Annotated in this window: 22 protein-coding genes; 7 read left to right on the top strand and 15 right to left on the bottom strand. The window is 71.4% G+C overall.

What is annotated here, in order from left to right; all coding sequences use genetic code 11:
• Positions 1 to 31: 31 nt before the first annotated feature.
• Positions 32 to 232, top strand: a complete 201-nt coding sequence (locus tag AB0P25_RS13995) for a hypothetical protein (protein WP_363808142.1) — start codon at positions 32 to 34, stop codon at positions 230 to 232.
• A gap of 6 nt (positions 233 to 238) precedes the next feature.
• Here the strand turns inward: AB0P25_RS13995 and AB0P25_RS13990 are convergent, their stop codons facing one another.
• The 3 genes from AB0P25_RS13990 to AB0P25_RS13980 all read right to left on the bottom strand — a co-directional run bounded on the left by AB0P25_RS13990 (position 239) and on the right by AB0P25_RS13980 (position 3,455).
• Positions 239 to 2,398: a DEAD/DEAH box helicase gene (locus AB0P25_RS13990; protein ID WP_363808141.1), complete on the bottom strand. Its 2,160-nt coding sequence runs from the start codon at positions 2,396 to 2,398 to the stop codon at positions 239 to 241.
• 170 nt (positions 2,399 to 2,568) lie between these two features.
• A complete protein-coding gene (locus tag AB0P25_RS13985) occupies positions 2,569 to 2,913 on the bottom strand; it encodes a DUF6804 family protein (RefSeq protein ID WP_363808140.1) in 345 nt (114 codons plus the stop codon).
• 113 nt (positions 2,914 to 3,026) lie between these two features.
• The gene (locus tag AB0P25_RS13980) at positions 3,027 to 3,455 is read right to left on the bottom strand and encodes an RbsD/FucU domain-containing protein (RefSeq protein WP_363808139.1); all 429 of its coding nucleotides are present in this window, start codon (positions 3,453 to 3,455) and stop codon (positions 3,027 to 3,029) included.
• Positions 3,456 to 3,625: 170 nt separating this feature from the next.
• Between AB0P25_RS13980 and AB0P25_RS13975 the strand changes: the two genes are divergently transcribed.
• From AB0P25_RS13975 to AB0P25_RS13965, 3 genes are read left to right on the top strand one after another with little or no spacing between them, the layout of a single operon-like run.
• Positions 3,626 to 3,904 carry a metal-sensitive transcriptional regulator gene (locus AB0P25_RS13975; protein WP_363808137.1) on the top strand — a complete coding sequence of 93 codons (279 nt, stop codon included), beginning with the start codon at positions 3,626 to 3,628 and terminating at the stop codon, positions 3,902 to 3,904.
• 4 nt (positions 3,905 to 3,908) lie between these two features.
• Positions 3,909 to 4,439, top strand: a complete 531-nt coding sequence (locus AB0P25_RS13970) for an O-acetyl-ADP-ribose deacetylase (protein ID WP_363808136.1) — start codon at positions 3,909 to 3,911, stop codon at positions 4,437 to 4,439.
• On the top strand, positions 4,436 to 5,773 hold the full coding sequence (locus AB0P25_RS13965) for a M20/M25/M40 family metallo-hydrolase (protein ID WP_363808135.1): 1,338 nt from the start codon (positions 4,436 to 4,438) through the stop codon (positions 5,771 to 5,773). The genes AB0P25_RS13970 and AB0P25_RS13965 overlap by 4 nt, the downstream gene beginning before the upstream one ends.
• A 77-nt stretch (positions 5,774 to 5,850) precedes the next feature.
• On the opposite strand, the gene AB0P25_RS13960 is transcribed toward AB0P25_RS13965, so the two are convergent.
• From AB0P25_RS13960 to AB0P25_RS13940, 5 genes are all read right to left on the bottom strand, one after another.
• On the bottom strand, positions 5,851 to 6,444 hold the full coding sequence (locus AB0P25_RS13960; protein ID WP_363808133.1) for an SGNH/GDSL hydrolase family protein: 594 nt from the start codon (positions 6,442 to 6,444) through the stop codon (positions 5,851 to 5,853).
• A 136-nt stretch (positions 6,445 to 6,580) separates the two neighbouring features.
• Positions 6,581 to 7,441, bottom strand: coding sequence for an aldehyde dehydrogenase family protein (locus tag AB0P25_RS13955; protein WP_363808132.1), 861 nt, complete (start codon positions 7,439 to 7,441; stop codon positions 6,581 to 6,583).
• Complete coding sequence (locus AB0P25_RS13950; protein ID WP_363808130.1) at positions 7,438 to 8,934, bottom strand: aldehyde dehydrogenase family protein; 1,497 nt, start codon at positions 8,932 to 8,934, stop codon at positions 7,438 to 7,440. Before AB0P25_RS13950 ends, AB0P25_RS13955 begins: the two co-directional genes overlap by 4 nt.
• Positions 8,935 to 8,952: 18 nt before the next feature.
• The gene (gene deoC / locus AB0P25_RS13945; RefSeq protein ID WP_363808129.1) at positions 8,953 to 9,990 is read right to left on the bottom strand and encodes a deoxyribose-phosphate aldolase; all 1,038 of its coding nucleotides are present in this window, start codon (positions 9,988 to 9,990) and stop codon (positions 8,953 to 8,955) included.
• A gap of 11 nt (positions 9,991 to 10,001) precedes the next feature.
• A complete protein-coding gene (locus AB0P25_RS13940) occupies positions 10,002 to 10,985 on the bottom strand; it encodes a sugar-binding domain-containing protein (protein WP_363808127.1) in 984 nt (327 codons plus the stop codon).
• A gap of 91 nt (positions 10,986 to 11,076) precedes the next feature.
• On the opposite strand from AB0P25_RS13940, the gene AB0P25_RS13935 reads away from it, so the two are divergent.
• Positions 11,077 to 12,039, top strand: a complete 963-nt coding sequence (locus tag AB0P25_RS13935) for an ROK family protein (RefSeq protein ID WP_363808125.1) — start codon at positions 11,077 to 11,079, stop codon at positions 12,037 to 12,039.
• A gap of 85 nt (positions 12,040 to 12,124) precedes the next feature.
• Here the strand turns inward: AB0P25_RS13935 and AB0P25_RS13930 are convergent, their stop codons facing one another.
• The 6 genes from AB0P25_RS13930 to AB0P25_RS13905 are packed head-to-tail and all read right to left on the bottom strand — an operon-like array spanning position 12,125 to position 16,764.
• Positions 12,125 to 13,345, bottom strand: a complete 1,221-nt coding sequence (locus AB0P25_RS13930) for an MFS transporter (protein WP_363808124.1) — start codon at positions 13,343 to 13,345, stop codon at positions 12,125 to 12,127.
• Positions 13,345 to 14,289, bottom strand: coding sequence for a bifunctional riboflavin kinase/FAD synthetase (locus tag AB0P25_RS13925; RefSeq protein ID WP_363808123.1), 945 nt, complete (start codon positions 14,287 to 14,289; stop codon positions 13,345 to 13,347). Before AB0P25_RS13925 ends, AB0P25_RS13930 begins: the two co-directional genes overlap by 1 nt.
• On the bottom strand, positions 14,286 to 14,789 hold the full coding sequence (locus tag AB0P25_RS13920; RefSeq protein WP_363808120.1) for a hypothetical protein: 504 nt from the start codon (positions 14,787 to 14,789) through the stop codon (positions 14,286 to 14,288). The genes AB0P25_RS13925 and AB0P25_RS13920 overlap by 4 nt, the downstream gene beginning before the upstream one ends.
• 39 nt (positions 14,790 to 14,828) lie before the next feature.
• Positions 14,829 to 15,197, bottom strand: coding sequence for a hypothetical protein (locus AB0P25_RS13915; protein WP_363808119.1), 369 nt, complete (start codon positions 15,195 to 15,197; stop codon positions 14,829 to 14,831).
• The gene (truB, locus tag AB0P25_RS13910; RefSeq protein WP_363808118.1) at positions 15,194 to 16,105 is read right to left on the bottom strand and encodes a tRNA pseudouridine(55) synthase TruB; all 912 of its coding nucleotides are present in this window, start codon (positions 16,103 to 16,105) and stop codon (positions 15,194 to 15,196) included. Before truB ends, AB0P25_RS13915 begins: the two co-directional genes overlap by 4 nt.
• On the bottom strand, positions 16,102 to 16,764 hold the full coding sequence (locus AB0P25_RS13905) for a helix-turn-helix domain-containing protein (RefSeq protein WP_363808117.1): 663 nt from the start codon (positions 16,762 to 16,764) through the stop codon (positions 16,102 to 16,104). Before AB0P25_RS13905 ends, truB begins: the two co-directional genes overlap by 4 nt.
• A 73-nt stretch (positions 16,765 to 16,837) precedes the next feature.
• Here AB0P25_RS13905 and AB0P25_RS13900 point away from each other — a divergent pair, with 73 nt between their 5' ends.
• Complete coding sequence (locus tag AB0P25_RS13900; protein WP_363808115.1) at positions 16,838 to 18,328, top strand: DHA2 family efflux MFS transporter permease subunit; 1,491 nt, start codon at positions 16,838 to 16,840, stop codon at positions 18,326 to 18,328.
• 93 nt (positions 18,329 to 18,421) lie between these two features.
• On the top strand, positions 18,422 to 19,423 hold the full coding sequence (locus AB0P25_RS13895; protein ID WP_363808114.1) for a 2-dehydropantoate 2-reductase: 1,002 nt from the start codon (positions 18,422 to 18,424) through the stop codon (positions 19,421 to 19,423).
• A 1-nt stretch (position 19,424) separates the two neighbouring features.
• On the opposite strand, the gene AB0P25_RS13890 is transcribed toward AB0P25_RS13895, so the two are convergent.
• On the bottom strand, positions 19,425 to 20,006 hold the full coding sequence (locus AB0P25_RS13890; protein ID WP_363808113.1) for a hypothetical protein: 582 nt from the start codon (positions 20,004 to 20,006) through the stop codon (positions 19,425 to 19,427).
• Positions 20,007 to 20,026 lie beyond the last annotated feature (20 nt).

The raw sequence follows: 20,026 nt of genomic DNA, 5'->3' as shown, positions 1-20,026 counted from the left end.
CCCGTCCGTCGCCCGGCGGTACCCTCGGGGCATGAGCGACCCCACAGGACGTGACTACAGCGAGGACGACGACCTCGACGACTTCCGCGAGGCGCAGGAGACCGACTACGAGCCCGAGCCCGTCGTGCACGACCCCGAAGACATCCCGGTGGCCGACGACGAGGACGACGAACTGCTCCCCGACGACGACCGCCCCGTCCCGCTGGACCCCGACGACGCCGAGATCGCCTGACGGCTTTTACGCCAGCGCGTCCTCCAGGAGGTGGATGAGCGCGTCGAGCTGCACGGAGTCGGCCGAGCCGACCTCGACGTCGCTGCCGTCGAGGGCGCGCGCCGCGAGTCCCTGCTTCGCGTCGATCAGCTCCGCGATCTTGGAGTCGATGGTCTGCGCGGCGATGATCCGCCACGCGGTGACCGGCTCCTCCTGGCCGATGCGGTGGACGCGGTCGATCGCCTGCGTCTGCTCCGCGGCGGTCCACGAGAGCTCGGCGAGCACCACGTTGGACGCGGCCTGCAGGTTGAGGCCGACGCCCGCGGCGGTCAGGGAGCAGACCGCCACCGCCACCTCGGGGTCGTTGTTGAACGCGTCGATCTCCTTCTGGCGGGCCAGAGCGGACTGATCGCCGCGGATCGAGATCGTCTTCAAGTCGCGGGCCGCGAAGGCCTCCTCCGCCGCATCCATCACGTCGATGTGCTTGGCGAAGAACACGACCTTGCCGACCGAACGCGCCAGCTGCGCGGTGTAGTCGGAAGCCAGCCCGGCCTTCGCCTGGCCGATCTTGCGGACCATCGTGAAGACGTTGTCGCCGGTCTTCGCCGACTTCGACTCCTCGAGCTCCGACTGGGCGACCAGGCGGATGAGGTGGCGGCGGTGCGCCTCGTCGTCGCCTTCGAACGAGTCCGGGCGGCCGGCGGCCGCGGCACGGTGGAACTTCGCGACGAGTCGCGCGGCGAGCTCCTTCTCGGCCTGGCGGATGGAGCGGCCGAGCTCGTCGTCCAGCTCCACCGGCAGGTCGACGACCCGGCGGCTCGGCAGGTCGGCGGCGACGTCGATCTTGCGGCGGCGGACGATACCCATGTCGATGACGGACTCGCGAGCGGCGGCGTAGAAGCCGAAGTCGGCCGGGGTCAGCCCGGTCTCCTCCAGGTGCTCCATGAGCTGCGCAGTCGGCTTGTTGCCGTCGATCCAGCCGAGGAACTGCCAGATCGCCTTGAAGTCGTCGATGTCGTTGATGAGCGGCGTACCGGTCAGCGCGATCATCAGCGGATCGGGCGTGGCCTGGCGGATGGCGTCCGCGAGTCCGAGGACCAGGCGCGACCGCTGCGAGTGCAGGTTCTTGATGAAGTGCGCCTCGTCGACGACCATCCCCTTGAAGCCGAGGGTGCTCAGCCAGGAGAGGTGCCGATCCAGGACCTCGTAGTTGACGATGACGACGTCGGCGAACGCGTCCAGTCCCTCGCCGTCGCCGTGGATGACGGTGGCGCGGCGGTGCGGGGTCCAGCGCTCCACCTCGCGCGCCCAGTTCATCTTGACGACGTTCGGCACCACGGCGAGCAGCGGGTACGCTCCCGCGACGGACGCGGCGAGCACCGACTGCGCGGTCTTGCCGAGGCCCGGCTCGTCGGCGAGCAGGAAGGAGCGGTGACCCTGGCGCACGCTCTCGATGAACCGCGACTGGTGGTGCATCAGCTCCAGGCCGTTCGGCGAGTAGCGGTCGATCAGCGGGGCCGGCGGCAGCTCCATGCTGGCCGCCTGACCGCCCGCGCCGTACTCGAACGACTTGAACAGCGGTCCGAGCAGTTCCCACGAGTCGAGGCGGCGGCGCGGGGTGGGCGCCGCGGGCGTGAGCCGCGAGAGGTCGGGCGCGAGGAACGGGTTGGACAGCTGGCGCGCCTTCACCGACGGCGGCACGACCTGCTTCTCCGCCAGCTCCGGCGGGATGACGCTGTCCTGCTTCGGGGTCGGGCGCTCGATCGTGATGATGAGGTCGTCGGGCGACAGCTCCGTGCCCGACTCGAGCAGCCAGTCCCGTCGCATCTTCTGCGCGGTGGCGCTCGACGCGGTCTCGCTCTCGAGCAGCGAGATGAGCGACGTGTCGCGCGCCGCCGTCTTGGCGAGGATGGTGGCGATGCCGTCGAGGCGCTTCAGCTGCTCGGCGCGGGCGGCGTCGCTCAGCTCCGTGTCGGCCTTCGCGCGGGCACGCTCCTCGCGCATGAGGAAGGCGATCACCTGGAACTTGGTGCGGTTGGTCGGCCCGAGCTTCTTGCCGTCGGCGGCCTTCGCCTCGACCTCGCGCACCTTGCGGGCGAGGACGGGGATGAGGCCGTCGTTGTTGGCGTGGCGGTTCTTCCGCTGCTGCGGTCTGGTCGAACTGGTGCGCTGACCGGAACGAGACATGGTCCTCCAGTGGAGGGCGCCGCGCGCGGACTGCGGGCACGACGCCATTGGTCATGAGGCCGGCGGGGCGGCGAGCTTCGGGAACCGAGTGGCCCGGGCTCGACGCGGTGACGCCGGGAGCGCGACACAGGACGGTCGCGCAGCATCCATTCTACCGGCTGCGGAGCCGTTCAGCGACGAGTGTCGGCGGGGATCTTGATGGTGAGCGCGGCGACGATGAATACGGCCGCCGCGGCGAGGCTCAGCAGCGGCAGCGCGCCCGCGATCGCGGTGATCGGCCAGACCGGGTTCCACAGCACCGCGATCGGGATGAGGCCGGCCAGCCACCACCAGCGCCCGGCCTGCCCGGCGAAGACGCAGAGGATGAGCGCCAGGATGCTGACCGCGTAGCGGACGTAGAGGTACCAGTCGCCGGGCAGCGCCAGCCCGAACAGGAGGACCAGCGCTCCGAGCATCCCGGGTGCGAGCGCCGCCCGGTTGTAGGCGGGCTGCTGCGGCGTATGGGGACGGGACACGGCATCCCACTCTACGCGGCCCGGACATGGTGCGCCCGCCCGGGTATCGGAGACGTCCTCTCCGGCCCGGACGGGCGACGTGGTGGTGCGGGTGCTGTGTTGCAGGCGGCCGGTCAGAGCACTCCCCGGCGGAGGAGGAAGGCGCACGGCGGCGCGTCGGAGCCGACCCGGACCGTGACGGCGGAGTCGCGCGCGAGCTCCAGGAACGGCTCGAGCTCGAGGCGGGTCATGGATACCCGACGGAGTTCGGCGTCCGACGCGATCCCGTTCACCGCGAACGCGACGTCGGGTACGTCGTAGGGCTCGTCGGCGAGGTCGAGGAACACGATCGGGGCGGCGGCCTCCTGATCGAGCGGGAACACGGAGAGGATCGCCTCGGCGGCGGCCTCCGTGGTGACGTCGTCCCCGAGGTGGACGACGGGCGACGTGATGCGGTCTTCGGGATAGCCGCTGCCCACGAGGGTCAGCGTCTCCCCATCTCGCATGGCGTCGAGAGCGCTCAAGAGCGCGCCGGACAGCAGTGGGCTGAGGTTCTTCAGCAAAGTCGGGCCTTTCCTGTTAAACGAATATTTCTCAACCCCTCCCTGGAGGATAGACCCAGCTGTATGTCCGCCCCTATCCCCCGTTCGGGGGATGCCGACGGTCGCGCGTCCGCATAACGACGCCGACCTACCCCTCTGGGGTATGCGTCCCGCGGGCATATCCTGAGGGGATGATCGCGGACATCAAGAAGCGCGCACTGCACCGGACGCGCATCCTCGAGGGCCAGCTCCGGGGGCTCGAGAAGATGATCGAGAACGAGGACTACTGCATCGACATCATCACTCAGTCGCTCGCCATCCAGAAGTCGCTCGGGTCGCTCAACCGCCTGCTGGTGGAGAACCACCTCCGCACCCACGTCACCGAGGCGTTCGAGGAGGGTGGCGACACGGCGGACGAGGCGATCGTCGAGCTGCTGAAGATCTACGAGCTCTCGAACAACCGGGGCTGACAGGATGGCCGAGGAGCTGATCCGCATCGTCCGCGGCGACATCACCGACGAGACCGTGGACGCCATCGTCAACGCCGCCAACAGCTCGCTGCTCGGCGGCGGCGGCGTCGACGGGGCCATCCACCGCCGCGGCGGGCCGAGCATCCTGGAGGCGACCAAGGAGCTGCGCGCGACGACGCTGCCCGACGGGCTGCCGACCGGGCAGGCCGTCGCCACCACCGCGGGCGAGCTCGAGGCGAAGTGGGTCATCCACACGGTCGGGCCGGTGTGGTCGTCCCGCGAGGACCGCACCCCGCTGCTGCAGAACGCGTACCGCTCGTCGCTGCGGGTCGCACGCGAGCTCGGCGCCCGCACGGTCGCCTTCCCGGCGGTCTCGGCCGGGATCTACGGCTGGCCGATGGACGACGCCGCGCGCATCGCGATCAGCACGGTCCGGGCCGTGCTCTCGTCGGGCGTCGGGTCGGTCGAGCACGTGCGGTTCGTGCTGTTCAACGACGAGGCCTTCGACGCCTTCCGGGAAGCGGCCGGCGAGTGACGGGCGCCGACGCCGCGGAGGCGCTGGAGCGCTTCCGGACGCTGCTGCGCATCCCGACGATGTCCCGCAACGCCGTCGAGGAGACCGACTGGGAGGCGTTCGACCGGTTCGTGGACGCGCTGCCCGGCTTGTATCCCGCCCTGCACGACGTCCTGGAACGCGAGCGTCGCGGGCACTCGCTGCTGTACCGCTGGCGCGGTTCGGGATCGGGCGCCCCGACGGTGCTGATGGCGCACTACGACGTCGTGCCCGCCACGGACGAGGGGTGGACGCATCCCCCCTTCTCCGCGACGCTCACCGGTGAGGGCGAGCAGCGGCTGCTGTGGGGCCGCGGTGCGATCGACGACAAGGGCGCGGTGGTCGCCCTGCTGGAGGCGGTGGAGTCGCTGGTGCGGGCGGGGTTCCAGCCGGCCGACGACGTCTTCCTGAGCTTCGGGCACGACGAGGAGACCGTCGGGTCGGGCGCGCGCCGGATCGCCGCCGTGCTGGCCGAGCGCGGGATCCGCCCGGCACTCGTGCTCGACGAGGGCGGTGCCGTCGTGGAGGGCATCTTCCCGGGCGTCGCGAAGCCGATCGCCGTGGTCGGCGTCAGCGAGAAGGGCATCACCAGCGTGCGGCTCACGGTCGAGCAGCAGGGCGGGCACGCGTCCACTCCCCCGGCGATGACCGCGACCGTGCGGCTGGCGCGGGCGATCACCCGGCTGAATGCGCGGCCCTTCCCGGCCCGGCTGTCCGAGACGAACCTGCGGATGGTGGAGACGCTGGGAGCGCACGCGACCGGCCCGCTGCGGTCGGTGTTCACGCGGGCCCGGCACCTGCAGCCGGTGCTGCGGACGGTGTTCGGGAGGCTCAGCGACGAGACGCGGGCGATCGTCCGCACGACGACCGCCGTCACGCAACTGCGCGGGAGTCTCGCCGCGAACGCGCTGCCGGAGACCGCGGAGGCGATCGTGAACGTCCGGATCGCGGTCGGCTCATCGGTCGCCGAGACGCTGGACCACCTGCGCCGCGCGATCCGCGACGACGCCGTGCGGGTGGAGGCCGTGGACGCGAGCGAGCCGTCGCCGGTCTCTCCTTCGGACGGGCCGCAATGGAACCGGCTGGCCGCCGCGATCGCGGCCGTGCATCCGGACGCGGTGGTGACGCCGTACATCATGCTCGGCGCGAGCGACAGCCGGCACTTCACCGGCATCTGCGAGGCCGTGTACCGGTTCACGCCGTTCGAGCTGAGCGCGGACGAACGCGCCGCCCTCCACGCACGCGACGAGCGCATCCGTGTGGCCACGTGGCTGCGCGGCATCGCCGTCTACGAGCGACTGCTCCGGGCCTCCTGACCCGTCCATCGACTACACGAAGAGTGCACGCCCGCACGGCGTGTCGCGTGCACTCTGTGCGGACTCGATGGTGGGGGCTAGGAGTCGCCGCCGAGGTACGGGAGGGTGATCGCGCGGGAGTTCGGCGGGAGCTCGCGGATGCGCTCCAGCGCGGGAGCGAGCTCGCCGGCCCAGACGCGGTAGCCTTCGGCGTTCAGGTGCAGCCGGTCCTCGGTGTAGGCGGGGTTCAGCTCGCCGTCTTCGAGGGCCAGGGCCGGCCACAGGTCGAGCCACCCGGCGTGCGCGCTCGGCGCGAACTGCCAGAGGTGGCGGTTGATGTCGCGGATCTGGTCGGCGAACTCGTGCCCGCGCGGCATCACCGACTGGGCGAGGATGCGCGAGTCGGGCAGCTCCCGCCGCAGTGTCACCAGGATGGTCTCGATGTTGCGCACGACGTGCTCGACCGACCGTCGCCAGGCCAGGTCGTTGGTCCCGACGAGCAGGGCCACCGTCGCCGGACGCGCGTCGATCACGTCGCCGAGGCGCGCGATCACGTCGTCGGTCGTGTCGCCGGCAATCCCGAAGTTGCGGACCGTCTCACCGGGAAGCAGCGCGTCCCAGTCGCCGCCCTGCGTCAGGCTGTCGCCGACGAGGGCCAGCTCACCGTGTTCCGGTCTCCACTCATCCCCCATGGCGCCTCCGTCTCATCCCTTCCATCCTCCCTCACAACCCTGGGAACCGGAAGGAACGCGAACCCCGGCGACGATTCGTGCCGAATGTGCGCCATTCGTGACGAATAGCGCACATTCGGCACGAATCGCGGTGGGGTCAGAGCAGGGACTTGGTGTGCCAGACGGTCTTCGTCTCGGTGAAGAACGCGATGCGGTCAAGCGACGGGGCCGCCGCGTCCGGACCGTTCTCCGGGGTGAGCACGCGCTTCAGGGTGTCGGCGGCGGCGATCTGCAGGTCGATCCACTCGAGGTCGCCCGCACCCACGAGGTCGAGCGCGTTGACGTCGGCGTGCGACGCCAGCCACGGCGCGATCTCGGCCGGGGAGCCGGTCAGGATGTTGACCACGCCGCCCGGGACGTCGCTCGTCGCCAGGACCTCGCTCAGGCTGATCGCCGAGAGCGGGAACCGCTCGCTCGCGATCACGACGACGGTGTTCCCCGCGACCAGCGCCGGCGCCACCGCGCTGACGAAGCCGACGAGGCTCGAGTCCTGCGGCGCGACGATCGCGACGACGCCGGTGGGCTCGGGCACCGAGATGTTGAAGTACGGACCGGCGACCGGGTTGGCGTTGCCCGCGACCTGCGCGAACTTGTCCGCCCATCCCGCGTACCAGACCCAGCGATCGATCGCCTCGTCGACCTGCGTGGTCGCGGCGGACGATGAGACGCCCTCGGCCTGCTGGATCTCGTCGACGAACTGCGCACGACGGCCTTCCAGCAGCTCGGCGATGCGGTAGAGCACCTGGCCGCGGTTGTACGCGGTCGCACCCGACCATCCGGAGACGGCGGCGCGGGCGGCGACCACCGCGTCGCGGGCGTCCTTGCGGGAGGCCTTGGCGGCGTTCGCCAGGAACGCGCCCTTGGCCGAGACGACCTCGTAGGTACGGCCGGACTCGCTGCGCGGGAACTTCCCGCCGATGTACAGCTTGTAGGTCTTGGGGACGGCGAGCCGGGTCACTTGGATGCTCCCTTGCGAGCGAGGCGGGCGGGGATGGATGCCGCGGCGGGCAGCGAACGGCCGGGCACCAGGTAGGCGCCGAGACCGTGGCGGCCGCCCTCGCGGCCGTAACCGGACTCCTTGTAGCCGCCGAACGGGCTGGCCGGGTCGAAGCGGTTGAAGGTGTTCGCCCACACGACGCCGGCGCGGAGCTTGTCGGCGACGGCGAGGATGCGGCTGCCCTTGTCGGACCAGATGCCGGCCGACAGACCGTACGGCGTGTTGTTCGCCTTGGCGATGGCCTCCGCCGGCGTACGGAAGGTCAGCACGGACAGCACCGGGCCGAAGATCTCCTCGCGGGCGATGCGGTGGCTGGTCGAGACGTTGTCGAAGATCGTCGGCGCGAACCAGAAGCCGTTCTCCGGGATGGCGCAGTCGGCGGTCCAGCGGTCCGCGCCCTCGGCCTCGCCGATATCGGAGAGCTCGCGGATGCGCTGCAGCTGCTCGGCCGAGTTGATGGCGCCGATGTCGGTGTTCTTGTCGAGCGGGTCACCGAGACGCAGGGTCGAGAGGCGGCGCTTGAGCCGGTCGACGACCTCGTCGTGGATGCTCTCCTGCACCAGCAGGCGGCTGCCCGCGCAGCAGACGTGGCCCTGGTTGAAGAAGATGCCGTTGACGATTCCCTCGACCGCCTGGTCGATGGGCGCGTCGTCGAAGACGATGTTCGCGGCCTTGCCGCCGAGCTCCAGCGTGAGCTTCTTGGAGGTTCCGGCGACCGTGCGGGCGATCTCGCGTCCGACCGCGGTCGAGCCGGTGAAGGCGACCTTGTTCACGTCGGGGTGCGCGACCAGCTCGCGGCCGGTCTCGCCCGCGCCCGTCACGATGTTGACGACGCCGGCGGGCAGGTCGGCCTGCTGCACGATCTCCGCGAACAGCAGCGCGGTGAGCGGGGTGGTCTCGGCCGGCTTCAGCACGACCGTGTTGCCGGCGGCGAGCGCCGGGGCGATCTTCCACGCGAGCATCAGCAGCGGGAAGTTCCACGGGATGACCTGCGCCGCGACACCCAGCGCGCGTGGCGCGGGACCGAGGCCGGCGTGGTCGAGCTTGTCCGCCCATCCGGCGTAGTAGAAGAACCAGGCCGCGACGAGCGGGACGTCCACATCCCGGCTCTCCTTGATCGGCTTGCCGTTGTCCAGGCTCTCGGCGACGGCGAGCTCGCGGGAGCGCTCCTGGATGAGGCGCGCGATGCGGAACAGGTACTTGCCGCGGTCGCTGCCGCTCATCCGCGACCAGACGCGGTCGTAGGCGCGGCGGGCGGCGGCGACGGCGGTGTCCACGTCGGAGGCGTCGGCGGTCGCGATGGTCGCCAGGCGCTCCTCCGTGGCCGGGGAGATGGTCTGGAACGGCGTGCCGTGGCCGGCGACGAACTCGCCGTCGATGAACAGGCCGTACTCGTCGCGCAGGTTGAGGATCGACCGCGACTCGGGAGCCGGGGCGTATTCGAGGAAGCTCATGTCAGTTCTCGTTTCGGGTCAGTCGATCGTCACGTAGTCGGCGCCGGAGTAGTGCCCGGTCGTCAGCTTCTGGCGCTGCAGCAGCACGTCGTTGAGGAGGCTGGACGCGCCGAACCGGAACAGGTGCGGCTGCAGCCAGTGCTCGCCGACGGTCTCGGCGACGGTGACGAGGTACTTGATGGCGTCCTTCGACGAGCGGATGCCGCCGGCCGGCTTCACGCCGATCTCCTCGCCGGTGAGCCGGTGCCAGTCGCGCACGACCTCCAGCATCAGCAGCGTGACGGGAAGGGTCGCGGCGGGCGACACCTTGCCGGTGGAGGTCTTGATGAAGTCGCCGCCGGCCAGGATGCTGAGCCAGGACGCGCGCCGCACGTTGTCGTAGGTGTTCAGCTCGCCGGTCTCGAGGATCACCTTGAGGTGGGCGTACGTGCCGTCCTCACGGCGGCAGGCCTCCTTCACGGCGACGATCTCGTCGAACACCTGGCCGTAGCGCCCGGAGAGGAAGGCGCCGCGGTCGATGACCATGTCGATCTCGTCGGCGCCCGCGGCCACGGCGTCGGCCGTGTCGGCGAGCTTGACCTTGAGGGATGCGCGGCCGCTCGGGAAGGCGGTGGCGACGGCGGCGACGTTGATGCCTCCGTGTCCGCCGGCGCGGCGCACGGCTCCGGCGTGGGACGCGCCCAGCGCCTCCACCGCGTACGGGACCATGTCGCCGTAGACGCAGACGGCCGCGGGACGCGGAGCGGTGAGGTCCGACGGGTCGGGCGTGAGCGCCTTGGCGACCAGCGAGCGCACCTTGCCGGGCGTGTCCGCGCCCTCCAGCGTGGTGAGGTCGATCAGTTCGATGACCGTGTCGAGGGCCCACTTCTTGCTGGTCGTCTTGATCGAGCGCGTGCCGAGGCCGGCGGCGCGCTGCTCCAGGCCGACCGCGTCCACGCCCGGGATGCCGCCCAGGTAGCGCCGCAGCGATCCCTCGGTGAGGTCGCCGCCCAGCACCTCGACGGCGCGGGCCGCCGGCGCGAGCGTGCGCACGGGCGGCGTGGTCTCGATGGTCATGTGGTCCTCCATTACTGTGCCGCGACCTGGTCGGCCGTGGCGCTCGGCGCGGTGCGGCCGAGCAGATCGTTGGCGGTGGCCTCGTCGGTGATGAGGGTGGTGCACAGGCCGCTCGCCACGACGGCGTGAGCGACCCGGTGCTTCGCCTCCCCCGCGATGACGGCGATGGATGTGCGGGCCGAGCGGAGCTCGTCGAGGCTGAGTCCCAGCGTGCGCGCGTCGAGCTCGGGGTCGGCGACCTGGCCGTCGTCGGTGATGAAGCGGCCGACGACGTCGCCGACGGCGCCCTTCTCGGCGAGCCGGGCCACATCCTCGACCGACAGGTAGCCCGAGTCGACGTGCACCGAGCTGGTGTCGACGACGCCCGCGCTGAACAGGTAGGCGCTCGCATTGCGGGCCAGGTCGAGCACGCTCTGCACCGAGCGGTCGGCCTCGATGGCGCGGCGGGTGGCGGCGTGCTCGAAGATGGCGGGGCTGGGCAGCAGCGTGGCCGTGCCCTGCGCCTTGCGCGCGATGACGACGGCGGTGTCGGCTGCTGCGGTGGCCTGACGGGTGGACGAGACGCTTCCGTTGATCTGCACCGGGTTGACGCCGACGGCCCAGCCCGGGCGCAGGCGCGCCGCGACGGCGTGCAGAGTGCGACCCCAGCTCACCCCGAGGGTGCGCGGAACGGGACGCAGGGTGGTCAGGTAGTCGGCGGCCGCCTGGGCGACACGGCCCTGCACCTCGGCGTCGGACTCCGCGGCGGGCACGACCACCGCGTCCTCCAGGCCGTAGAAGCCGCACAGCTCGCGCTCGAGCGAGAAGCGGCGTGCGCTCGGGTGCACGATCTCGATGCGCACGAACCCGTGCTCGCGGGCGGCGACGAGGAGGCGGCCGACCTTCCAGCGGGAGACGTTGAGGGCGACGCCGATCTCGTCCTGCGTCTTGCCGGCCTCGTAGTAGAGCTCTGCGGCTTTGACGGCGAGGATCTCGTCGGAATCGTTCAGGGCCACCCCTCCAGCTTAGGAAGCCCCCGCGCACGCGAGCAACATGTGCGTGGTGAGTGCTCAAATGAGCACGCCCGGTCTCGTCTATCGTTTAGTCGTGCCCACGGACCTCCAGCCCAGCTCTGCCCTGTTCGCCCTCGCCGTCGACTTCGGCGGCACGAAGGTGGAGGCGGCGCTCGTCGACACCGACGGGCGCCTGGTCGAAGGGTCGCGGCACCGCCGTCCGACCGGGCGCAACGCGACCGTGCCGGAGCTCGAGGAGTCCGTCGGCGGCGTCGTGCGCGCCGCGTTCGCGGCCCTGCCCGAGGGCGGCCGGATCGTCGGCGTCGGCATCGGCAGCGCCGGTCCGATCGACCGGCAGCGGGGACTCGTCTCCCCCTTGAACGTGCCGCACTGGCGTGACTACCCCATGCGCGACTTCGTGTCGCGCGTCGCGACCGAGCTCGGCCTCAGCGTCCCCGTCACGCTCGAGATGGACGGCGTCGCGATCACCATGGCCGAGCACTGGGTCGGCGCGGCGCAGGGCGTCGAGAACGTGATGGGGATGGTCATCTCCACGGGGATCGGCGGCGGCCTCATCGTCGGCGGCCGTGTCATCACGGGCCCGACGGGGAACGCTGGGCACATCGGCCACGTCGAGGTGGGCGACATCCGGGGCGAGGACACGTTCGGCAGCCCGTTCGCGCTGGAGGCGATGGCCTCCGGTCCCCACACCGTCGCGTGGGCGCGCCGCGAGGGCTTCGAGGGTTCGACGGGCGAGGAGCTGGCGGCGGCGTACGCGGCCGGCGACCCGGTCGCGCGCGAGGCCATCGCCCGCACCGGCCGCGCGGTCGGCCACGCGATCGCCTCGGCGACAGCACTGCTCGACCTGGAGCTGGTCGCCATCGGCGGCGGGTTCTCGCACTCGACGCCCGACCTCTTCGACCACATGCGCGCCGTCATCGCCGAGCACTACTTCCCGTTCGTGCGCAAGGTCCGCATCGTGCCGTCCGGCCTCTCCTCCGAGGGCCCGCTCATCGGCGCCGCGGCCCTCATCCACCGCGCCCACCTGCTCCCCTGAGCCCCCACCCACCGTCGAGTACACGAAGAGTGCACGCGACACGCCGTGCGGGCGTGCACTCTTTGCGGACTCGATGGAGAGGCGGTCAATCCTCGAGAAAGCGGGGACGGGCGACGACCGCGCCCGCGATGGCGGCGGCGACGACGGTCGCGGTCAGGACCAGCAGGGCCAGCGTCCACGAGCCGGTCAGCTGGTGCAGCACGCCGACGGCGAGCGGCCCGAGCGCGCCGAGCGTGTAGCCGAGGCCCTGCGTGAAGCCGCTGAGCGCGACCGAGCCCGCGTGCGTCCGCGTCCGCACGTTGATCAGCACGAGGCACAGGGGGAACAGCAGCGGCCCGAGGCCGGCGAACGCGACCCACAGCCATGTCGCCGCACCCGGCGCGAGGATCAACCCGAGGTAGCCGGCGACGAAGAACGCGACGCCCGCGTAGATCAGGATGGCGACGTTCCGCATCCGGGCGGCCAGCAGCGGCACGAGCAGTCCGGCCGGTATGCCCATCCCGGCATACACCGAGAGCAGGGCGCCCGCCTCGACCGGAGAGGTGCCTGCGACATCGTGCAGGATCTGCGGGAGCCACGCGAACATCGCGTACGCGTTGAGGCTCGACACGGCGAACACCACAGCCAGCGCCCAGGCGAGCGACGAGTGCCAGACCCGACCCGCCATGGCCGGCTGCGCCTTCTCGACGTCGACATCGTGATCGGGATGCGCCGGCCGGTGCGTGATCAGGATGCGCAGCCACGGCAGGATGGCGAGCATACTCACCAGCCCCCACATGCCCACCGAGACATGCCAGCCCGCGGCGTCGGCGACGGGCACCGCGACCAGCGGCGGCAGCAGGGTCGACACCGACATCACCGTTGCGTAGAGCGAGGTGACCAGGCCGATGCGGTCCGGGAAGTAGCGCTTCACGAGCGGCGGCAGCAGGACGTTGCCGACGCCCATTCCGGCGAAGGTGATGGCCGAGCCGATCGCGAGCACCGCGAACGATGTCGCCGACGCCCGCACCAGGTGGCCGAACAGGATGACGCCGAGCGCGAGCAGTACGACGGTCTCGAGCTTCAGCTTCCTCGTGAACGACGGCGCGATCAGCCCGAACAGGGCGAAGCAGACCGGCGGAAGCATCCCGAGCAGCCCGACGTCGATGCTCGACACGTCGAACTCGGTGCGGATCTCGGCGAAGATCGGCGACAGGGCGGCGACGGCGGTCCGGAGGTTCGCGGCGACCAGCAGGATGCCGACCAGCGCGATCGCACGGCCGTGCCAGAGCGGCCGCGCGCCCGCGGCCGGCGAGGAGTCCGCCATCAGGACGGCTCGCCCGCGCCCAGGATGCGCCGCGCCTGCTCGACGTCGTCCGCGATCTGCGCGATCAGCGGCTCGACGCCGGTGTAGGCGACCATGCCGCGGATGCGGTGCACGAACGACACCTCGACCGTGTGGTCGTACAGGTCGAGCTCGCGGTCGAGCACGTACGCCTCGACCTGCTTGTGCGGCACGCCCTCGAAGGTCGGGTTGTTGCCGACCGAGATCGCCGCCGGGTAGCGCTCGCCTCCGTCGGTCAGCCAGCCCGCGTACACGCCGTCGGCCGGGATGAGGCCTTCCGACTCGGGCGACAGGTTGGCCGTCGGGAATCCCAGTTCGCGGCCGCGCGCGGCGCCGTGCACCACCAGCCCGCGGACGGTCGGCGCCGAGCCCAGCAGCTCGGTCGCGTGGTCGACGTCGCCGTCGGCCAGCAGTTCGCGGATCCACGTGGACGAGACGCGCCGGCCGTGCTCGGGCCGAACGTCGTCGATCAGCTCGACCGTGAAGCCGTAGGTCTCACCCAGCTCGCGGAGCATCGCCACATCTCCCGCGCCGCGCGCGCCGAAGCGGAAGTCGCTCCCGACCAGGACCGCCGCAGCGTGCAGCCGGTCCACGAGGATGCGGTGGACGAACTCCTCCGGCGGCAGCCCGGCGAGCGCCTGGTCGAAGTGGACCATGAGCGTCGCATCCACGCCGGTCGAAGCGAGCAGGGCGAGCTTCTGGGCGTTGCTCACGAGCGACGCCGGGCACTTCTCCGGCGCCAGCACCTCCAGCGGGTTGCGGTCGAAGGTGATGATCGTCGACACCAGGCCGCGCTCGGCCGCGACCGCGCGCAGGCGGTCGATCACCGCGCGGTGCCCGGTGTGGACGCCGTCGAACTTGCCGATCGTGACCGCCGACGGTCCCCAGCCGTCCGGGACCTCCTCGACCGCGTGGAAGACCCTCACGACGCCACCTCGCCGGCGGGCGCGTGGTCGGGTGCGTCGACGGGCGGATGGCGGCGCAGCCACAGCATCCCGAGCACCGGCAGCACGAGCGGGATGAACAGGTAGCCCATCCCGTAGACGGACCAGACCGTCGCGTCGCGCCCGAACGGGTCGATGTCGTGCAACCCGAGCACCGCCGGGGCGAACAGGCTCAGCGAGCCGATGATGAGCACGCCGGCGAGCTCGAAGCTGATCGTGATCCACGCCACGCGGTACCAGACGCGCCCCGGCGCGATGAGCGCGATCGTCGCGACGATGTAGACGACCGCCGCGAGTGCCGACAGCGTGAAGGCGACCGGCGCCTCCGAATAGCGGTCGATGATCTGGAAGACGCTGCGCCCGGTCGCGGCGAGCGCGAGCACGCCGTAGACGAGGACCAGCACCCGGCCGACCCCCGACATCCGCCGCCGAGGGGACGACGGAGCGGCATTCGTGCGCGAGGAGGTGGTGTGGTGGGACATCGCTTCGATTCTATTTGCCGCCGGGGGCGCCCTGGGCCGTCAGGCGCCCTGCACGAACCAGATCTGCCCCATCCGGTAGACCATCACGGCGATCGCGAGGCAGACGCCGCCCAGGATGACGGTGCTCCAGCGGTTGCGTTCGATCAGCGCCCAGAAGCCGCCCGCCAGCGGGAGGATGATCGCCGAGATCAGGTAGATGTAGAACTCCGCGAGGCTGCCGGACGGGTTGTTGCCGACCGCCGGCGCGATGATCGCGATCACCAGCTGCGCGAGCAGCAGCAGCTCGACGAGGGCGACGGCGCCCATGGACACGTCGCCGGGCAGCCGCCCGACGAGTCCGAGCACCAGGCACAGGATGCCTGCAGCGCAGGCCACCAGGACCTGCACGGTCGTGAACCACTCGATCATGCGCGGCCGACGGCCTCGTCCGTGGGGAAGTTCACGAGCGTCCTGGCTTCCTTTCCGCGGAACTCGATCAGTCCCACAAGCGCTCCGTTCGGCGCGACGGCGGCGACGGGCTCGCCGCCCGGCCCTTCGCGGTCGGCCACGTGGATGCGCCGTCCGTGCGTCAGGTCGATGGCCTGCTGCTCGGTGAGGTCGAGCCGTTCGAACAGGTCGGTCGCCGCATCCACGGCCGGGATGAGGGCGGCCTCCGCATCGAGCGTAGCGAGGTCGTGGGCGTCGCGCACGGAGAAGACCCCGACGCGGGTGCGCCGCAGGGCGGTGAGGTGGCCGCCGACGGCGAGCGACGTGCCGAGGTCGCGGGCGAGCGACCGGATGTACGTACCCGACGAGCAGACCACGCGGACGTCGAGGTCGATCGCGCCGTCGATCCGGCGGGTCGCCAGCAGCTCGAACTCGGACACCGTGACGGCGCGCGGAGCGAGCTCGACCTGCTCACCGGCGCGGACGCGTGCGTAGGCGCGCTTGCCGTCGACCTTGATCGCCGAGACGGCGCTCGGGATCTGCTGGATCTCCCCGGTCAGCGTGGCGATGCCCGCGGCGATCGCGTCGTCGGCCACCGCATCGAGCGCGTGCTGCGAGACCGGAGCGAGCAGGTCTCCCTCGGCGTCGTCGGTGGTGGACCCGGCGCCGAGCCGGATGGTCGCCAGGTACTCCTTGTCGGCCCCGACGATGTACGTCAGCAACCGCGTGGACGAGTTGACGCCCACGATGAGCAGACCGGTCGCCATCGGGTCGAGCGTGCCCGCGTGCCCGACCTTCCGGGTTCCTGCCGCCTTGCGCACGCGCGCGACGACGTCGTGGCTCGTCATCCCGTCCGGCTTGTCGATCAGGATGAGTCCGCTGCCGGTCACGCGCGCATGCTCTCGTCGGCGGACACGTCGAGGACCAGCTGCAGCTTGGTGCGGAACGTGCACTCGATCAGCTCGGTCGCCGCGGGATCCTTCTGGTAGTCGTCCGTCAGGCGCAGTCCCAGGAGCGTGTTGAGCAGCATCCCCTCGGCAAGGAACGAGCGCGCCTCCTCCGGCTCGAAGCCGGCTTCCTCGCGCAGCAGCCGGTAGATGGTGAGGAACCCGCCGCGGGCCTTCCCGCCGATGGTCGGGTCCTGTCCCATGCTGAACGCCTGCATCAGCGAGAGCAGGAGGCCGCGGTCCTCGATCAGGTTGACGTAGGCGAGGCCGAGCCGGCGGCCGATCTCGCCGTGGACTCCGGGCATCATCGCGGCGATGTCCGTGCCGGGGGCGGCGGGCGATCCGTCGGCCTTCCACTGCGCGATGGTCTCGGTGAAAGCGACGAGCAGCCGCTCCAGCGAGCGCGAGAGGACGCCGACGAACAGGTTCTCCTTGCTGCCGAACATCCGCACCACGTAGGGCTGGCTGATGCCCGCCTCGCGGGCGATCTGGTCGGTGGTCGCGCCGAAGTAGCCGCGCTCCCCGAAGACCCGGCTGGCGGCCTCGAGGATCTGGACGCGGCGCTCGGCGGACGGGATCCGCTCGGTGTTCTTATCCGTCACACTTGACAGGTTATCAGTCGATTACTAATGTCAGCTCTTGTAATCATCCGATAACAACAACTGGAGGCGCCGCATGTCTGCACCCGCCGCACCGCGCACCCGCTCCATCCCCGTCTGGCTGGCGATCGTCGCGGCGTCCCTGCCGATGTTCATGGCGACGCTCGACAATCTCGTCGTCACCAGCGCCCTTCCCGTCATCGCGAAAGACCTGTCCGCCTCCATCGAGGAGCTGCAGTGGGTGGTCAACGCCTACACGCTCAGCTTCGCGACCCTCATGCTCATGGCCGTCGGCCTCGGCGACCGGCTCGGCCGGCGGTCGGTGTTCCTGGCCGGCATCGCCGTCTTCACGCTCGCCAGCGCCGCGAGTGCCCTCGCCACCGAGCCGTGGATGCTCATCGCCGCCCGCGCGGTGCAGGGCGCGGGCGCGGCCGCGCTCATGCCGCTCTCGCTCACCCTGCTCGCCGGCAGCGTCAGGGAACGCCTCCGCCCGGCCGCGATCGGGATCTGGGGCGGCATCTCCGGCCTCGGCGTCGCCCTCGGCCCGCTGATCGGCGGCGCCGTGGTGCAGGGATGGAACTGGCAGGCGATCTTCTGGCTCAACGTCCCGCTCGGCGTGATCGCCGTCCCGCTGGTGCTCGCCGCCCTACCCAACAGCTTCGGCGCGCGCGTCCGCGCCGACGTCGTCGGCCTGCTGCTGGCCGCCCCGGGCGTACTCGGCGTCGTCTTCGCCATCGTGCGCGGCAACGACGCGGGCTGGAGCAGCGCGGAAGTGCTCATCCCGCTCATCGCCGGGGCTGCGCTGCTGGTCGCGTTCGTGCTGTGGGAGTCGCGCGCCACCGCTCCCCTGCTGCCGCTGCGACTGTTCCGCGACCGCAGCTTCACCGTCGCCAACCTCGTCGGCGTCACCTTCAGCTTCGGCATCTTCGGGGCGATCTTCATCCTCATCCAATTCCTCCAGGTCGTGCAGGGCCACACCCCGCTCGAGGCCGGCGTGATGACCATGCCATGGACCCTGGCGCCGATGGTGGTCGCGCCGCTCACCGGCCTGGTGTCGGGCCGGACCGGCACCCGCCTCCCGGTCGTCGCCGGCCTGGTGCTGCTCGCGGTCGCCATGGGCTGGATCGCCCTGACCCTGTCGGCGACGCTGCCCTACTCCCAGATGTGGCCGCCGTTCCTGCTGGCAGGCGTCGGCATGGGCCTGGTGTTCGCACCGAGCTCGACCGCCGTGCTCGCGAATATGCGCCCCGCCGACCACGCGAAGGCGTCCGGCACCAACTCGACCCTCCGGGAGGTCGGGGTCGCGCTCGGCGTCGCCGTGCTGACCGCCGTGTTCACCGGAGCGGGCGGGACGCTCACCCCGACCGGGTACGTGGATGCGGCCATCCCGGCCGTGTGGGTCGGCGCCGGTGTCCTGGGGCTCGCCGCCGTGATCGCGCTGGCGCTGCCGTCGCGCCGCGCAGCCCGTGCAGCCGCCGCCGCGCTCGCGGAGCGCGAGGAGACCCCGGCCGAGGCCGCCGTCGACGCGCTGGCCACCGCCGAGCCCGCCCCGGTCCTCGCCGACTGACCTCGATGGGACGCAACACGCCGTTATGGCCCCGCCATAACGGCGTGTCGCGTCCCATCGTCGGGCGGTTCGGGCGGCGTTAGGCTGGAGCGCGTGCGTATCGGCGTGATCGGGACTGGGGCCATCGGCGGGACCATCGCGGCGCTCCTGGACCGGGTCGGCCACCTCGTCGAGGTGACCGCGCGCGGCGAGCAGCTGGCGGCCATCCGGGCCGACGGCCTGCGGCTCGACGGAGCCTGGGGAACGCACACCGCCCATCCCGACGTCGCTGAGACCCTGCAGACCCGCCCCGAGCTCGCGTTCGTGTGCACCAAGGCACAGGATGCGGCCGCAGCGATCGAGGCGAACCGCGCACTGCTCGACGGTATCCCGGTGGTGATCGTGCAGAACGGTCTCGCCGGTCTCCGCGAGGCGCAGGCCCTGCTGCCGGACTCCGACTGCGTCGGCGCGCTCGCCCTCTACGCCGCCAGCTTCCTCTCCCCCGGCCGCGTCTCGGTGACCACCCCGGCGAACACCTACCTCGGCGCCGGGGACGGCCCGCCGCCGCCCGCCGCCGTTGAGGCCGCGCGCATCCTCGACGCCGCGATGCCGGCCCAGGCGATCGACAACTTCACCGGCGCGCAATGGACGAAGCTCATCGTCAACCAGATCAACGCCCTCCCCGCGATCACCGGGCTGAGCGCCCAGGAGGTCATCGGCGACCGCCGGCTGCGGCCGATCCTCACCGCGAGCCTGCAGGAGGCGACGCGGGTCGGCTACGCCCGCGGCGTCCGCTACGGCAGCATCCAGGGCCTCGACGACCGGCTGCTCCGCATCGTCGCCCGGGCGCCGCGGTGGGCCGCCCAGGCGGTGCCGCTGCTCATGAAGCGCAGGATGGGCGCGACGCCCAACCCGGGATCCACGCTGCAGAGCATCCGCCGCGGCCAGCTCACCGAGATCGACTACCTCAACGGCGCGGTCGTCGACGAGGCGCGCGCGGCGGGCGTCGAGGCGCCGATCAACGCCGCGATCACCGGGCTCGTGCACGAGGTCGAGCAGAACGGCTTCCTCACCCCGGATCAGGTCGCCGAGCGCATGCGTCCCCTGCTCGGCTGAGTCAGCCGCGCTCCGCCCACACCGGGCGCGACGGCTCGGAGTCGTCGACGAGGTGGTCGGCGTGGGAGGCCGGATGCGCGTCCTCGATGTAGAGGTCGTTCGGCGGCGCGTTCACGAGCCGGATGGACGCGGTCCACTCGGCGCGCAGGGAAGGGCGCAGCAGGAACTCGCCGTCCAGCACGAGCACCGCATCCATCCCCGCCGTCAGCCACCGCGCCTCCACGGGCTGGTCGCGGACCGCGTCGAACGCGGCGAGCTGGAAGCCCGTGCTGCCGCCGAGGCGGAACGGGTCGAGCAGCACACGACGCAGGGTGACGTAGTCGTAGGCGTCGCGGTAGTAGCTCTCCGGCGTCTCCCGGCCGAGTCTCGTGCGGTAGGCGCGCGACGAGTGGAAATTCGAGATCGACGCGCGGAAGGTATCCGAACCGGCTTCGCGGAACACGTCCGCGAGGTCGTCGGCGAACCCGCCGTCCAGGCGCCCGCCATCGACCGCGATGACCGCCCGCCCCGCCGGCGCCTTCCGGCGGATGGCGGCCACGAGCTCCCGCAGGAACAGCACGCGCGGGGTCGGCGGGAGCATCATGCGACGAGCATAGGCCGCGC

It is taken from the genome of Leifsonia sp. NPDC077715, assembly GCF_040686855.1.
In the GTDB taxonomy this organism is placed as follows: Bacteria; Actinomycetota; Actinomycetes; order Actinomycetales; family Microbacteriaceae; genus Leifsonia.
This window is presented reverse-complemented; position numbering and strand designations above follow the sequence as displayed.